The sequence below is a fragment of the Pseudomonas sp. BNK-7 genome (assembly GCF_048072025.1).
GTDB lineage: Bacteria > Pseudomonadota > Gammaproteobacteria > Pseudomonadales > Pseudomonadaceae > Aquipseudomonas > Aquipseudomonas danubii.
In genome coordinates this window covers 4,644,132-4,658,379 of sequence record NZ_CP182252.1, presented here as the reverse complement: position 1 = coordinate 4,658,379, position 14,248 = coordinate 4,644,132, and the positions used below count along the sequence as shown (strand labels likewise).

The window sequence follows — 14,248 nt, the reverse complement described above, 5'->3', positions numbered from 1 at the left end:
GTGATTCTCCTCTGAGGCGCGGGCGGCTCAGATGCACTTGAAATAGTCGAAGGGTTCCAGGCAGTCGCGGCAGCGGTACAGGGCCTTGCAGGCGGTGGAGCCGAACTCGCTGAGGCGCTCGCTGTGGGCACTGCCGCATTGCGGGCAGTGCACCTGGGGCGCGTCCCCCAGCAGGCTGCGCTTGCTGCTGCCCGAGGGTGGCGCGATGCCGTAGGCCCGCAGGCGCTGGCGACCGCGCTCGGTGATCCAGTCGGTGGTCCAGGCCGGAGTCAGTTGGCGCACCAGGCGCGGAGCCTTGAAGCCGGCCTGTTCCAGGGCCTGGCGAATGTCGTTCTCGATCACCTCGGTGGCCGGGCAGCCGGAGTAGGTGGGGGTCAGCGCCACCTGCAGATGGCCGGCCTGCCAGTCCAGGTCGCGGACGATGCCCAGGTCGAGCACGCTGACCACCGGCACTTCCGGGTCCATGACCTGATCCAGGGTGCTCCAGGCCAAGTCCAGGTCGCCCCGTTGCAGGCTCCGCGCGCCCTGGTCGCTGCCGATCAGTTCACCAGACCGCATCGGGGTAGGCCCTCGGCAGGAATTGCATCTCGGCCAGCAGTGGGCCCAGGTGCTCGGTGTGCAGGCCCCGGCGTGCATCCAGGTAGAAATGGCTCGGCGCCTCGGGCACGGGCAGGGTGGCCCGGGCGAAGTGGGTTTCGACGGTGGCGCGCCAGGCCTCGGCCACCTGGACCGGATCGGCCCACAGGCCGGCCCGGTGCAGCTCGATTTCCGTGGCGTGGTGCTCGACCAGCTCGCCGGTGAAGCGCCACAGCCGGGGGATCGCCTGCAGCATGCGCTGGTGGCTTTCTTCGGTGCCGTCGCCCAGGCGCTCGACCCATTCGCTGGAACGCCGCAGGTGATAGGTGACTTCCTTGAGGGCCTTGGCGGCGATGCCGGCCATCCGCTCGTCCGCCGACTGGCTCAGGCCCTTGAGGGTTTCCAGGTGCCAGGCGTCGTAGAAGAACTGCTTGAGCAGGGTCACCGCGAAATCGCCATTGGGCTGCTCCACCAGCAACAGGTTGCGGTAGGCCCGCTCGTCACGACGGAAGGCCAGGTGATCGGCGTCGCGGCCATCGGCCAGCCGTTCGGCGGCATAGTCCAGCCAGTTGCGGGCCTGGCCCACCAGATCGAGGCCGACGTTCATCAGCGCCAGTTCTTCTTCCAGGGCCGGCGCCCGGCCGCACCATTCGCACAGGCGCTGGCCCTGGATCAGGGCGCTGTCGCCCAGGCGCAGCAGGTGGTTGATCAGATGGTTTGCAGGGTTCATGGCCGGCCTCACATGTGTCCGACTTCAGGGGGCAGCTGGTAGAAGCTGGCGTGACGGTAGACCTTGTCGTCGGCCGGATCGAACAGCGGGTCCTTGTCATCCGGGGAGGAGGCAACGATCTGCGCCGAGGGCACCACCCACAGACTCACGCCTTCGCTGCGCCGGGTGTACAGGTCCCGGGCGTTGGTCATGGCCATGGCGGCGTCGGCGGCGTGCACGCTGCCCACATGTTTGTGATTGAGGCCGTGCTTGCTGCGCACGAAGACTTCGTAAAGGGTCCATTCAGACATGGGATTGACTCCGTATCAGGCAGGCGCGCTCAGGCGGCGTTCTTGTTGGCTTTCTTCTGGGCGTGGGCCACGGCGGCGGCCCGCACCCAGGCGCCGTCGTCGATGGCCCGGCGGCGGGTTTCCAGGCGCTCCTGGTTGCATGGGCCATTGCCCTTGAGCACCTCGTAGAATTCCTGCCACTGGATTTCGCCGAAGTCGTAGTGGCCGCGTTCGGCGTTCCACTTCAGCTCCGGGTCGGGGCAGGTGCAGCCCAGCAATTCCAGTTGCGGGATGGTCTGGTCGATGAAGCGCTGGCGCAGTTCGTCGTTGCTCTGGCGCTTGATTTTCCAGGCCATGGACTGGGCGCTGTTGGGGGAGTGTTCGTCGCTGGGGCCGAACATCATCAGTGCCGGCCACCACAGGCGGTTGATGGCGTCCTGGACCATCTCCCTCTGCGCCTGGTTGCCCTCGCGCATCATGGTCAGGAGGATTTCGTAGCCCTGGCGCTGGTGGAAGCTCTCTTCCTTGCAGATGCGCACCATGGCCCGGGCGTAGGGGCCGTAGGAGGTGCGCTGCAGCACCACCTGGTTGACGATGGCGGCACCGTCCACCAGCCAGCCCACCGCGCCCATGTCGGCCCAGTTCAGGGTCGGGTAGTTGAAGATGCTCGAATACTTGGCCCGGCCGCTGTGGAGCTTGGCGATTTCCTCGTCGCGGTCGGCGCCCAGGGTTTCCATGGCGCTGTACAGGTACAGGCCGTGACCGGCTTCGTCCTGGATCTTGGCCATCAGTTGCAGCTTGCGCTTGAAGGTCGGGGCGCGGGTGACCCAGTTGCCTTCGGGCAACATGCCGACGATTTCCGAGTGGGCGTGCTGGGAGATCTGCCGGATCAGCGTCTGGCGGTAGGCATCGGGCATCCAGTTCTTGGCCTCGATCTTGATTTCCCCGTCGATTTTTTCCTGGAAGGTGCGCTCCTGCTCGGACATTTCTGCCAGCGGCTTGATGCGCTTGATCCCCGTCTCTACCAGCTGTGCGTACATGAGTGTCTCCCGGGTTGCAGGTGTGGGTGAGGCTGTGAATGTTTATATGTGATACATAAATAAATATCAAACACAAAATAACGTGTCATGTTTGTTTCTGTATCGCTTTGCCTCACAACTTGAATGGCAGGCGAAAAAAAGCCCCGTCATGACGGGGCTCCAATGCTTGCGGCAACGCTATTTGCGGCGATCGACCACGCGGCAGGCCTTGCCTTCCGAACGCTTGATGCTGAAGGGGGGCTGTAAAACGATACGCGAGCTGATGCCGATATGAGTCTTTATGTGGCGACTGAGCTCGCTGCAGATGGCCCTTTGCTGTTCATCCCCCAGTTGCTGATGCTCGCTCTTGAGCTCGACGTGAATATCGACGCTGTCGAGGTTGCCGTGGCGATACAGATGGATCTCGTAACAGGGGGCCAGGTGCACGGCTTTGAGCACTTGCTCCTCCACCTGGGTGGGAAACACATTGACCCCGCGAATGATCAGCATGTCGTCGCTGCGCCCGGTGATCTTGTCGATGCGCCGCATGGGCCGCGCCGTTCCCGGCAGCAGGCGGGTCAGATCGCGGGTGCGGTAACGGATCATCGGCAGTGCCTCCTTGCTCAGGGAGGTGAGCACCAGCTCGCCCATTTCGCCATCGGGCAGCACCTGAGCGGTCAGCGGGTCGATGATTTCGGGGTAGAAATGATCCTCCCAGAGGGTCGGGCCGTCGCGGGTCTCGGCGCATTCCATGGCCACTCCCGGACCGATGATCTCCGACAGCCCGTAGATATCCAGGGCGCGGATGCCCAGGCGCTGCTCGATGGCGCTGCGCAGTTCGTCGGTCCAGGGTTCGGCGCCGAAGATTCCCAGGCGCAGGGCCAGTTTGTGGGGATCGAGGCCCTGGCGTTCGATCTCGTCGGCGATATTGAGCATGTAGGACGGCGTGACCATGATGATGTCCGGCTGGAAATCCTTGATCAGTTGCACCTGCTTCTCGGTCTGGCCGCCGGACATGGGAATCACGGTGCACCCCAGGCGTTCGGCACCGTAGTGCGCCCCCAGGCCGCCGGTGAACAGGCCGTAGCCATAGGAGACATGCACCTTGTCGCCGGGCCGGCCGCCGGCCGCGCGGATCGACCGGGCCACCACCTGGGCCCAGGTGTCGATGTCGTTGCGGGTATAGCCCACTACCGTGGGCTTGCCGGTGGTGCCGCTGGAGGCATGCAGGCGCACCACCTCCTGCATGGGCACCGCGAACATGCCGTAGGGGTAGTTGTCCCGCAGGTCGGACTTGGTGGTGAAGGGCAGTTGGGCAAGGTCCTCCAGGCGCTGGATGTCCTGGGGGTGCACGCCCAGGGCGTCGAAGCGCTGGCGATACAGGGGGACGTTGGCGTAGGCGTGGTTCAGGCTCCAGCGCAGGCGCTCCAGCTGATGCTGGCGCAAGTGGTCGATGCTGGCGGTTTCCATCGGGTCCAGCGGCGCTTCGGGCACGGTTCTGGCTATCGGCATTTTCATGGTGTCACTCGTATTGTTGTTGTCGTTCAACCCGTCACTGCGGGTTCTGAGTGCATGACCCGCAAGAGGCACGAAGGGCTTGCGGGGAGTTCTGCAGGCGCGGGCTGGCGCCTCTGGAGGATCAGGGTGGTGCCCATGCCCCGGCACCCACTGCGGCAGTTTCTGCGGTACGACGCAGCGGGGCCATGTCAGCGCCCCTTGAACACAGGAGGGCGCTTGTCCATGAAGGCACTGACACCTTCTCGATAGTCTTCGCTGCGTCCCGCCAGGCGTTGCAGGTCGCGCTCCAGCTCCAGTTGCTGGTCGAAGCTGTTGTGCAGGCTGGCATTCAGGCTGCGCTTGATCAGCGCCAGGCCATAGGTGGGTTGAGTCGCCAGGTGTCGGGCCAGGCTCAGGGCTTCATCGCGCAGCAAGGCGTCGTCCACGCACTGGTAGATCAGTCCCCATTGCTCGGCCTGTTCGGCGCTCAGACGGTTGCCGAGCAGGGCCAGGGCCTTGGCCCGGGCCATGCCCACCAGCCGTGGCAGCAGCCAGGTGCCGCCGGAATCGGGAATCAGCCCGAGTTTGCAGAAGGCCTGGATAAAGCTCGCGGAGCGCGCCGCCAGCACCAGGTCGCAGGCCAGGGGCAGGTTGGCGCCAGCGCCGGCGGCCACGCCATTGACCGCGCAGATCACCGGCAATGGCAGGTCGCGCAGCTCACGCACCAGCGGGTTGTAGAACTGTTCGATGGATTCCCCCAGGTCAGGCGCTGCATCGCCGGGGGCGACGTCGCGCTCGCCAAGGTCCTGCCCCGCGCAGAAGCCGCGGCCTTCGCCGGTCAGGAGCAGGACCCGCACCTCGGGGTTGTTGCGCACGTGCTTGAGGGCCGCCTGCACCTCGCCATGCATCTGTGGGTTGAAACTGTTGAGCTGTTCGGGACGGTTGAGGCTGAGGAGGGCGACGCCCTCGCTGATGGAGAACAGGATGGTGGCAAAGTTCATGGTCGGGTGTTGAGGCATGGTGGATGTCCTCGGAGTGATGCGGCCGGTTGCCGGCTCGATTGTCGGGTCGGCCCGGGAGCCGGTTTTCGCCGAGTATATCGCCAATGTGATACATAAAATCAAGATTAATGGATTGTTAATGTGTCCTATCTTTCGGCTTCAGCTGTGTTCTATTCGGGGCGGCAGGTCGACGGAATGCTGACTTGGGCCGGCAATTGAGGCCGTATCCTTTATGCTTTGCGGGTTGTGGCGCCTGTGGCGAGCCAGGCCTGTGTCTTGGAGAACGGTTGTGTACCGAGAATAACCTGATACAAAATGCCGTCCGCGTTGTATCGGTATCCTGGATTGGGTGGCGTCGTGCATTCTCGGCGTTGTATTCGCGGGCAAGTGCAGCGCCCCCCAGCCGCTCCAACAACAGCAGTTTCTGCTGATCAGAGAGGGAAGCAGCATGACGTGCTACAGCCTTGATGGCTTGATTCCGGTGGTCGATCCCAGTGCCTATGTGCACCCTTCGGCGGTGCTGATCGGCGATGTGATAGTCGGCCCCCGTTGCTATGTCGGCCCCCTGGCCAGCCTGCGGGGGGATTTTGGCCGGATTGTCCTCGAAGAGGGGGCCAATCTGCAGGACACCTGCGTGATGCATGGTTTCCCCGATAGCGACACGGTGGTGGAGCGCAATGGCCATGTCGGCCATGGCGCAGTGTTGCACGGTTGCCGAATTGGCGCCGACGCGCTGGTGGGCATGAATGCGGTGGTGATGGACAACGCCTTCATTGCACCGCGTTCCTTCGTTTCGGCGGCGGCGCTGGTCAAGGCCGGTTTCGAATGCGCGCCGCAATCGCTGGTGATGGGCGCGCCGGCGCGGGTCACGCGTCAGTTGAGCGACGAGGAAGTGGCCTGGAAGCTGGCCGGCACTCGGGAGTACCAGCACTTGACCCGTCGCTGCCTGGAGCAGATGCAAGTCTGTGAGCCGCTGTCTCGGGTCGAGGTTGATCGGCCGCGAATCGCCGACGGCGGCTTTCGTCCCAAGGCCGGCCAATGAACACCCCGGGCCGCTGCGACGGCCTGAAACCGGCTATATTCCTTCCTTTTTTTCCGGTACGCCCATGTCGTCCCTAGCGCCACTGAACCACCTGATCAAACGCTTTCAGGAGCAGACCCCGATCCGCGCCAGTTCGCTGATCATCACCCTGTACGGCGATGCCATCGAACCCCATGGCGGCACCGTCTGGCTGGGCAGCCTGATTCAACTGCTGGAGCCCATGGGGATCAACGAGCGGCTGATCCGCACTTCGATCTTTCGCCTGAGCAAGGAGGGTTGGCTGACTGCCGAAAAGGTCGGGCGCCGCAGTTACTACAGCCTGACCCTGGCCGGTCGCCGGCGATTCGACAAGGCGTTCAAGCGGGTCTATAGCGCCGGTGTGCCGGCCTGGGATGGTTCCTGGAGCCTGGTAATGCTCGGACAATTGCAACCGGAGTTGCGCAAGCAAGTGCGTGAAGAGTTGGAGTGGCAAGGGTTTGCCGCGATGTCGCCGCTGATGCTGGCGTGCCCGCGCAGCGATCGCGCCGATATCAATGCCACCTTGCTGGAGCTTGGTGCCCAGGACGACACCATTGTCTTTGCCACTGCACCCGAGGACGTGCTCGGCTCCAGAGCCCTGCGCCAGCAGGTGCGCGAGAGCTGGAACATTGACGAACTGGCAGCCCATTACAGTGAATTCATCCAACTGTTTCGCCCCCTCTGGCAGGCCCTGCGCGAGCAGGAGCAGTTGCAACCATCCGACTGTTTCCTGGCTCGCCTGCTGCTGATTCATGAGTACCGCAAGCTGTTGCTGCGCGACCCGCAGTTGCCGGACGAACTGCTTCCCGGCGATTGGGAGGGTCGTGCAGCGCGCCAGCTGTGTCGCAACATCTATCGCTTGATCCAGGCCAAGGCTGAGGAGTGGCTGGCCACGGCTCTGGAGAGCGCTGATGGACCGCTACCGGATGTGGGGGAAAGCTTCTATCGGCGCTTCGGTGGGCTGCTCTAGCTTGAATAAGGATTGACCTTGGAATTTGTCTTGTTCTAGGGTCGCCAGAGTCCGCTGGGCAACTAAGGCTGAGTGTTTCAGGCTTGTTGCAGTGAGATGAAGTTCAGGTGATTGGCAGTAGTGAGTGCACGGCCAGAGGGAGTATCCGGTCTTGCAGGGAAAGCAGGCAGATAAAGGAACTATCAATGAGATCGATACGCAAGGTGGCAGTGCAACTATGTTTGGCTGGAGTCTTAGTTGCTTTTGGGAGTCTGGCCGGTGCCTCGCAACTTGTTCCGGCACTGGGGCTGGCCAATGATCAATATGCCAAGTCTCCAGGGCCGTACAAGGTCACTACCAATGCGGTCTTGAGTGACTGTCGCGGTCTGTTGGGTGTATTGGCGAGGATCATGCTGCTGGACAACAGCGTTCAATGTAATTCGTCCTTTCCCTATGGATTTGCCAGTCCGGTCTCCACCAGTGTTTATTACCCGAGCAATATAAGGAATCTGGACAAGTTGCCGGTGGTCAACTTTGTTGGCGGCATCCTTTCCAATCAGGGGCAATACACCGATTTGATGAGGCTGTGGGCGAGTTACGGCTTTATCGTGATCATCTCCTCCGACTTCATCAATACCGCGCCCACCATGCATGTCCTGGGTGCCCTTGAGCTGAGCAAGCTCAACCAGGACCCAACCTCAGCGTTGTTCGGCAAGGTCGATCTGTCTCGCACCATAGTGGCGGGGCACTCCGCTGGCGGCGGGGCGTCGATCCTCTCGTCGAGCCTGCTGCCTGGCACCTTGCAGGACATCGATCCACAGCTGCGCTACATCGGCTCGCTGCCCATCGAACCTGGGCCCATAGGCCTGGGCTCCACCGTCAAGACCCCAACCCTGGTGCTTACCGGGGCCGCGGATGTGGTGGTGCCGGCCTGGGCCTGGCCGCGGCTCTGGCAGGGCGGGTTGATCAAGGCGGTGCCGGGATGGAGTGCCACGGCCCATAACGCCACCCATTTCAGTCCGGTGCGCAGTGTCCGGGAAAACGAGTTCGCCGGTATTACAACCGCCTGGATTCTATATCTCGGCAAGAATGATCCGGGGGCCAAGGAGTACTTTGTCGGTCCGGACTACAAACTCGCGCGGGACCCGCAGTTTATCCGGCTGGCGTTCAATCCGTTGCGGGTTCAACGCAATGAAGTGGCGGACAATCTTCAGTAAGGCAACGGGTCGATATTGTTTCTGGACCTGGCCATTGATGACAAGTTTGCAGGCTCGGGTGTTTTCTTCATGAAACATTCTTTTGCAACTTTGAAAAAATGGTCTATTTGCGAAGTCTCAGGTCTGGGCAATACCGGCTTGATGTAATTGCAATGGCAATGTCACTGCCTTGTTATTTGAAATGAATACTTTTGCTTGCAGCGTCATATATCGCGCTGCAACCACAAGGATTCAAAGACCCATGCCCAGTCTTTCACGCAGGAAGCTATTGCAAGCGGCCGCTATCGGTTCATTTTTTTCATCCTTGCCCCTGGCTATTCGCCAAGCCCTGGCCATACCGGCGAATAACCGTACGGGGACGATCAAGGATGTCGAACACGTAGTGATCCTGATGCAGGAAAATCGCTCTTTCGATCATTACTTCGGTACTTTTCCCGGGGTACGGGGCTTCAGCGACCGCTTTACCATTCCACTGCCCGGTCAGCGCACGGTCTGGGAGCAACAGGGTAAGGGCCGGCTGGTGATGCCCTATCACCTGGACAGCAGCAAAGGCAACGCCCAGCGCGTCAGTGGCACGCCTCATTCATGGGTGGATGCCCATTCGGCCTGGGACAACGGCCGCATGAGTGCCTGGCCGACCCACAAGACAGCGACGTCCATGGGTTATTACCGTGAGCAGGAGCTGCCATTCCAGTTCGCCCTGGCCAACACCTTCACCCTGTGCGACGCCTATCACTGTTCGGTACACGCCGGGACCAACCCCAACCGGTTGTTTCTCTGGACCGGCAGCAACGGCCCGAGCGCGGCAAAGGTCGCCGCGGTGGTCAACGAATGGGATGGCCCGGGTGCGGTAAACGTCGGCTACAGCTGGAAGACCTATCCCGAACGCCTGGAAGAGCAGGGTGTCAGTTGGAAGGTTTACCAGCACCTGCCGGACAATTTCGGCGACAACCCCCTGGCCGGCTTCCGTCAGTACCGCGCCGCCAGCGTACAGGTGGGCAATCCGGCCCAACCGCCCAAGGACTTCAATGCCTTTGTGCCTTACAGCGATGCCTTGAACGCCGTCGCTGCGCTGTACAAGGGCAATGGCAATACCTTGCCGGCCAGCAGCGGCAGCAATCTGGAGGCGATCATTGGTGGATTTCGCAATGACGTGCAGGCCGGCAAGTTGCCCCAGGTCAGCTGGATTGTGGCGCCGGCCGCCTATTCCGAGCATCCCGGCCCATCGAGTCCGGTCCAGGGCGGCTGGTTCACCCAGGAGATTCTCCTGGCGTTGACTGGCAATCCCGAGGTCTGGAGCAAGACCGTGCTGTTACTGACCTACGATGAAAACGATGGCTTCTTCGATCATATGCCGTCGCCGTCGGCACCTTCCCAGCGTCAGGATGGCAGCTTTGCCGGCAAGTCCACGCTGGGTTTCGACAGCGAACTGTTCAAGCATCCGGCGCCACCCGGTTCGACCCAGCAACCGCTGCCCGATGGCGGTGTGTATGGCCCCGGGCCGCGGGTACCGATGCTGGTGCTGTCTCCCTGGAGCCGGGGAGGCTGGGTCAATTCCCAGGTGTTCGATCACACCTCGGTGCTGCAATTTCTCGAAAAACGCTTTGGCGTGCGCGAGCCCAACATCAGTGCATGGCGGCGGGCGGTATGTGGCGACCTGACGTCGGCGTTGAATTTCGTCGACCCCAACCATGAGCCATTGCCGGCGCTGCAGACCACCACCCGGCAGGCCGCCGACGGTTTGCGCCAGCGCCAGGAGAAGCTGCTCCAGGTGCCGCTACCCTTGGCCAGCCAGCAGTTGCCACCGCACCAGCCGCGGCTGGCCCGACCTTCACGGGCACTGCCTTATCGTCTGCATGTCGACAGCCAGGTGGACCTCAAGGCCAAGACCCTGTCCCTGAGCCTGCAGAACACTGGCGAGCAGGGCGCGGTGTTGCATGTCTACGACGGCCTGCACCTGAGCGATATCCCGCGGCGCTACACGGTGGAGGCCGGCAAGGCGCTGCAGGACAGCTGGCCTGTGGTGGAGCGCTACCAGCTGTGGGTATTGGGACCCAATGGCTTCCACCGCAGCTTCAGCGGCCAGCTGCAACAGCTCCAGCCTGAGCTGTTGGTGACGTCCAGCAATAACCAACTGCAATTCACCCTGAGCAACCCGGGTGCGCATGGGGTATCGGTCACTATCGATCGCTGCCCTTATACCCAACAGGGGCCATGGACCCTGGTCGTGCCTGGGGGAGCAGAGGTGCGCCAGGTTTTCGCCTGTGAGTCCAGTGGTGGCTGGTATGACTTGACCCTGCGCAGTGACGCAGGCTGGTTGCGCAGGGTAGCCGGACGACTGGAAACCGGGGCACACAGTATCAGTGACCCGCTGATGGGGCGGCCCTGAGAGGGCATCGATGAAGCACAAGGGACACTAGTTGGAAATAGCGAGGAGGTGCAGCTTCTGCACTAGCGAAAACAACCACTACGCTACAGATAAAAGTTGCAGCGAGGGAAAAATAGATAGCGTGCTTAGTTGTTTTGCCTAAATAGCGGATCACCTGTTCGGGTGATCCGCTAACAGCATCACTTACTTGGGCATGGCCCAGGACTGCAAGATATAACCTTCCTGGCTCAGTTCAGCGCGGGCTTGTTTGAGCAGGTCTTCCAGTTGGGCTGGATCGGAGTAGGCACTGCTGGGAATCTGGGTGTGACCGATACGGGTACTGGTACGGTCGATGACGCTCAGGCTGAGCTCGCCGTTCCCGTCCTGTGGGGCCCAGGCCACGCATTGAAAAGGCTTGAATGCGCGGTCGGCGATCAAAAGTGCTTCGTTTCTACGGAGCGGGGCGTTCATGGGGTCTTCTCTCTATGTGCCCAATCAGATGATGTGCCGTCGGTTGGGCTTACCGTTCGGCTGGTCACTTGTACTGATGCACTGAGGTAGTGATCGGGTCACACTGAAAAACAAGTTTTTACAACTCTCGTACGTGGGCCCTGTGACAACGCCATTAGTTACGGGGTTCTTAAAAAATGACTGCGACAATCAGTCGCTCGGGACGAAGTTCTGGTAGCGCCTTAGTTCCTTTGGTAAGCAGCGCTATAAGCAATTGATACATTCAAGCGTCAAGTTCTTGCTAACGTTACAGCCAGGTTTGCCAAACCACTGTTTCTAATAACTTTTCCCTCTTTTGGCGCCAAGGACCAGTCATGCTCGAAGCTCCCGTGCAGCGCCGCTTGCTGGTGGTCGACCCCTGTGATGACTGCCATCGTCTTCTGCCCGGGCTGCGTGCTATCGGCTGGGATGTGGACAGCTGTGACCTGGAGTCTGCCCGCGAGCGCTCCTGCGATGTCGGCTTGCTGCGCCTGCAACCCTTTCACCTGGAGCGTCCGGAAGCGGTCAAGGACCTGATCAGCCACAGCGGCACCGAGTGGATCGCGGTGCTGAGTCCGGAGGTCCTGCGCCTGCAAAAGGTCGGTGACTTTGTCTGCGAATGGTTTTTCGACTTCCATACCCTGCCGTTCGACGTCTCCCGGGTCCAGGTGACCCTGGGACGGGCCTTCGGCATGGCCCGCCTCAGGGGCCAGGGCGCGGTCCATGTGGACCAGCCCGAGCACGAGTTGTTGGGGAGCAGCCGGCCCATCCGCGACCTGCGCAAGCTGCTGAGCAAGCTGGCGCCCACCGAGTCGCCGGTATTGATCCGCGGCGAGAGCGGCACCGGCAAGGAGCTGGTGGCGCGTACCCTGCATCGCCAGTCCCAGCGTCACGACAAGCCATTTGTGGCGATCAACTGCGGGGCGATTCCCGAACACCTGATCCAGTCCGAACTCTTCGGCCATGAAAAGGGCGCTTTTACCGGGGCGCACCAACGCAAGGTCGGGCGCATCGAGGCGGCCCATGGCGGCACCTTGTTCCTCGATGAGATCGGCGATCTGCCGCTGGAGCTGCAAGCCAATCTGCTGCGCTTCCTGCAGGAAAAGCACATCGAGCGTGTAGGCGGCAGCCAGCCGATACCGGTGGATGTCAGGGTCCTGGCTGCGACCCACGTGGACCTTGAGGCGGCCATCACCAGCGGTCGTTTCCGTGAGGACCTGTATTACCGGTTGAACGTGCTGCAGGTGATTACCGCGCCACTGCGTGAGCGTCATGGCGATTTGGGGATGCTGGCCAGCCACTTTGCCCACTTCTACAGCCAGGAAACTGGACGCCGGCCACGCAGTTTCAGTGAGGACGCCCTGGTGGCCATGGGCAAGCACGACTGGCCGGGCAATGTCCGCGAACTGGCCAACCGGGTGCGCCGGGGCCTGGTACTGGCCGAAGGCCGACAGATTCAGGCCAGTGATCTGGGCTTGCAAGGCCTGCAAGCCCAGGAACTGCCCATGGGCACCCTGGAGGACTACAAGCACCGCGCCGAGCGTCAGGCCCTGTGCGACGTGCTCAACCGGCACAGTGACAACCTCAGCGTTGCCGCCCGGGTACTGGGCATCTCGCGTCCGACTTTTTACCGTTTGCTGCACAAACACCAGATCCGCTAGGGCGGCAAAAACGCCAGGGCCCGCTGCGATTGGGGAATCGCCGCGGGCCTTGGCGTTTCTGCCGGTGGATCAGAAGTAGTAAGGGAATTTCAGGCTGAAGGTGAAGGCCGGGGCGTCCTCGGTCATGCCGATGGACAGGTTGGGCACAATGGTCAGGTTGTCGGTAGCCGCAATGGTCATGCCGACGTTGAAGTAACCGGCGTTGGCGTCGCTGGAAACCACCGATTGCCAATCGCCGCCATCCTGCTTGAGTTTGCTCTTGCGCTGTATCAGGTCGGACACCGAGAAGGACATGCTCATCTTCTCGTTGAGGGCGAAAGCCACACCGGCGCCGATCTGGAAGCTGTCGCCCAGGCGAACTTTGCCAGGGGTCTTGCTGCCAACCGTGGAACTGATGTCGTCAAACGACTCTTCCAGGTTGTGGGTGTAGGCCAGGGTGCCGAACAGCACCGCCGGATCGAAAGTCTTGACCAGGGAGATCCCGGGGGTGATCGACCAGACACCGTTACCGGTCGGCAGGCTTTCAGGCACGTACAGGTTGTTGTTGCCCGCGGATTGCACCAGCTTGATCCCGAACGGTTCCTTGCCGGTGGGGGCCTTGACTCGCAAGGTGGCCACGGCGTCGGGCCAGAACTCCGATTCGTCGAGGAATTTGTAAGCCACGCCGAAGTTCACGTCCCCCAATGTCGGGTCACGGGTCACCGATTCTTCGGTGGTCTGGGTGCCGGCACCGCCGCCACCACCGGACTGGAAGGTGGACTCGCGATACAGCACGGGGGCGTTGATGTCGAATTGCCAGCGGTTGTTGAGGTTATAGCGAGCGGTCAGGTCCAGGGTCCAGGTATCGGATTTGATCCGGTCCAGGTTGATGTTGCCGAGAAAGATCGAGTCCAGCGCAAGGAAGCCGTTGACCGTGAGTTGCCGAGCGTCGTAGCGGGCGTAGGTCAAGCCGGTCTCGACGCTGAACTTGCCGCCACCGAAGAAGCCACTGGCCTCGTCGTACAGGTTGCTGACGCTTTGGGCCGGAGCCGAATCATCCTTGAGCGACTGACCGTAGGAAGCGCCCCCGGCTGCTCCTCCGGACGCCGCTGCGGCGCCAGTGCCGGCAACCTGTTGATTGCCTCTGAGATCGGCTGGCGATTTGGCCAGGCGCTTGGGCGGTGGTGCCGCGGGTTGATCTTCTACCTGCCGGACCCGCTGCTCCAGTACCGCCAGGGCCTTCTGCTGCACTTCGTAACGTTGCTTGAGCTCCAGAAGTTCGCGTTTCAGGGTCTCTACATCGGCATCCGGCGCGGCTTGAACCAGCGCCGCTGGAAATAGAGTGCTTAAACAGATGACTGCGCGCAGTGAAACCGATCGATACATGAAATAAACCGTCCCTTTTGAACCCCAATGGTCGAGAATCAGCGTAG

The 14,248-nt window shown here is 61.8% G+C and carries 13 protein-coding genes; 5 read left to right on the top strand and 8 right to left on the bottom strand.

The window, feature by feature from the left end; genetic code table 11:
* Positions 1-27: 27 nt before the first annotated feature.
* The 6 genes from paaD to paaG form a co-directional block, all read right to left on the bottom strand.
* Entirely contained in the window at positions 28-558 is a 531-nt protein-coding gene (gene paaD, locus ACMGF8_RS21140) for a 1,2-phenylacetyl-CoA epoxidase subunit PaaD (RefSeq protein ID WP_416757046.1), read from the bottom strand.
* Positions 545-1,306: a 1,2-phenylacetyl-CoA epoxidase subunit PaaC gene (gene paaC, locus ACMGF8_RS21135; RefSeq protein WP_416757045.1), complete on the bottom strand. Its 762-nt coding sequence runs from the start codon at positions 1,304-1,306 to the stop codon at positions 545-547. The genes paaD and paaC overlap by 14 nt, the downstream gene beginning before the upstream one ends.
* 8 nt (positions 1,307-1,314) lie before the next feature.
* Positions 1,315-1,596 carry a 1,2-phenylacetyl-CoA epoxidase subunit PaaB gene (gene paaB, locus ACMGF8_RS21130; protein ID WP_060843646.1) on the bottom strand — a complete coding sequence of 94 codons (282 nt, stop codon included), beginning with the start codon at positions 1,594-1,596 and terminating at the stop codon, positions 1,315-1,317.
* 29 nt (positions 1,597-1,625) lie between these two features.
* Positions 1,626-2,615 carry a 1,2-phenylacetyl-CoA epoxidase subunit PaaA gene (paaA, locus tag ACMGF8_RS21125; protein ID WP_416757044.1) on the bottom strand — a complete coding sequence of 330 codons (990 nt, stop codon included), beginning with the start codon at positions 2,613-2,615 and terminating at the stop codon, positions 1,626-1,628.
* 177 nt (positions 2,616-2,792) lie between these two features.
* The gene (gene paaK, locus ACMGF8_RS21120) at positions 2,793-4,112 is read right to left on the bottom strand and encodes a phenylacetate--CoA ligase PaaK (RefSeq protein ID WP_416757043.1); all 1,320 of its coding nucleotides are present in this window, start codon (positions 4,110-4,112) and stop codon (positions 2,793-2,795) included.
* Positions 4,113-4,300: 188 nt separating this feature from the next.
* On the bottom strand, positions 4,301-5,092 hold the full coding sequence (paaG, locus tag ACMGF8_RS21115) for a 2-(1,2-epoxy-1,2-dihydrophenyl)acetyl-CoA isomerase PaaG (protein WP_102863586.1): 792 nt from the start codon (positions 5,090-5,092) through the stop codon (positions 4,301-4,303).
* A 448-nt stretch (positions 5,093-5,540) separates the two neighbouring features.
* Here paaG and paaY point away from each other — a divergent pair, with 448 nt between their 5' ends.
* The 4 genes from paaY (at position 5,541) to ACMGF8_RS21095 (ending at position 10,707) form a co-directional block, all read left to right on the top strand.
* Complete coding sequence (gene paaY, locus ACMGF8_RS21110) at positions 5,541-6,134, top strand: phenylacetic acid degradation protein PaaY (RefSeq protein ID WP_115580099.1); 594 nt, start codon at positions 5,541-5,543, stop codon at positions 6,132-6,134.
* A gap of 64 nt (positions 6,135-6,198) precedes the next feature.
* Positions 6,199-7,122: a phenylacetic acid degradation operon negative regulatory protein PaaX gene (paaX, locus tag ACMGF8_RS21105; RefSeq protein ID WP_102863499.1), complete on the top strand. Its 924-nt coding sequence runs from the start codon at positions 6,199-6,201 to the stop codon at positions 7,120-7,122.
* Positions 7,123-7,307: 185 nt separating this feature from the next.
* Positions 7,308-8,318 carry an adenylate cyclase gene (locus ACMGF8_RS21100; protein ID WP_416757042.1) on the top strand — a complete coding sequence of 337 codons (1,011 nt, stop codon included), beginning with the start codon at positions 7,308-7,310 and terminating at the stop codon, positions 8,316-8,318.
* 241 nt (positions 8,319-8,559) lie between these two features.
* Positions 8,560-10,707 carry a phosphocholine-specific phospholipase C gene (locus tag ACMGF8_RS21095; protein ID WP_250330560.1) on the top strand — a complete coding sequence of 716 codons (2,148 nt, stop codon included), beginning with the start codon at positions 8,560-8,562 and terminating at the stop codon, positions 10,705-10,707.
* Positions 10,708-10,890: 183 nt separating this feature from the next.
* On the opposite strand, the gene ACMGF8_RS21090 is transcribed toward ACMGF8_RS21095, so the two are convergent.
* A complete protein-coding gene (locus ACMGF8_RS21090) occupies positions 10,891-11,157 on the bottom strand; it encodes a hypothetical protein (RefSeq protein ID WP_102863502.1) in 267 nt (88 codons plus the stop codon).
* A 353-nt stretch (positions 11,158-11,510) separates the two neighbouring features.
* On the opposite strand from ACMGF8_RS21090, the gene ACMGF8_RS21085 reads away from it, so the two are divergent.
* Positions 11,511-12,836, top strand: coding sequence for a sigma-54 dependent transcriptional regulator (locus ACMGF8_RS21085; RefSeq protein ID WP_102863503.1), 1,326 nt, complete (start codon positions 11,511-11,513; stop codon positions 12,834-12,836).
* A gap of 69 nt (positions 12,837-12,905) precedes the next feature.
* Here ACMGF8_RS21085 and ACMGF8_RS21080 read toward each other — a convergent pair whose 3' ends face one another.
* Positions 12,906-14,201 carry a hypothetical protein gene (locus ACMGF8_RS21080; RefSeq protein ID WP_102863504.1) on the bottom strand — a complete coding sequence of 432 codons (1,296 nt, stop codon included), beginning with the start codon at positions 14,199-14,201 and terminating at the stop codon, positions 12,906-12,908.
* Positions 14,202-14,248: the final 47 nt, after the last annotated feature.

Bases quoted from the DNA above. Each gene is read 5' to 3' on its own strand.
- paaD (WP_416757046.1), bottom strand. From the start codon at position 558: ATGCGGTCTGGTGAACTGATCGGCAGCGACCAGGGCGCGCGGAGCCTG.
- paaC (WP_416757045.1), bottom strand. From the start codon at position 1,306: ATGAACCCTGCAAACCATCTGATCAACCACCTGCTGCGCCTGGGCGAC.
- paaB (WP_060843646.1), bottom strand. From the start codon at position 1,596: ATGTCTGAATGGACCCTTTACGAAGTCTTCGTGCGCAGCAAGCACGGC.
- paaA (WP_416757044.1), bottom strand. From the start codon at position 2,615: ATGTACGCACAGCTGGTAGAGACGGGGATCAAGCGCATCAAGCCGCTG.
- paaK (WP_416757043.1), bottom strand. From the start codon at position 4,112: ATGAAAATGCCGATAGCCAGAACCGTGCCCGAAGCGCCGCTGGACCCG.
- paaG (WP_102863586.1), bottom strand. From the start codon at position 5,092: ATGAACTTTGCCACCATCCTGTTCTCCATCAGCGAGGGCGTCGCCCTC.
- paaY (WP_115580099.1), top strand. From the start codon at position 5,541: ATGACGTGCTACAGCCTTGATGGCTTGATTCCGGTGGTCGATCCCAGT.
- paaX (WP_102863499.1), top strand. From the start codon at position 6,199: ATGTCGTCCCTAGCGCCACTGAACCACCTGATCAAACGCTTTCAGGAG.
- ACMGF8_RS21100 (WP_416757042.1), top strand. From the start codon at position 7,308: ATGAGATCGATACGCAAGGTGGCAGTGCAACTATGTTTGGCTGGAGTC.
- ACMGF8_RS21095 (WP_250330560.1), top strand. From the start codon at position 8,560: ATGCCCAGTCTTTCACGCAGGAAGCTATTGCAAGCGGCCGCTATCGGT.
- ACMGF8_RS21090 (WP_102863502.1), bottom strand. From the start codon at position 11,157: ATGAACGCCCCGCTCCGTAGAAACGAAGCACTTTTGATCGCCGACCGC.
- ACMGF8_RS21085 (WP_102863503.1), top strand. From the start codon at position 11,511: ATGCTCGAAGCTCCCGTGCAGCGCCGCTTGCTGGTGGTCGACCCCTGT.
- ACMGF8_RS21080 (WP_102863504.1), bottom strand. From the start codon at position 14,201: ATGTATCGATCGGTTTCACTGCGCGCAGTCATCTGTTTAAGCACTCTA.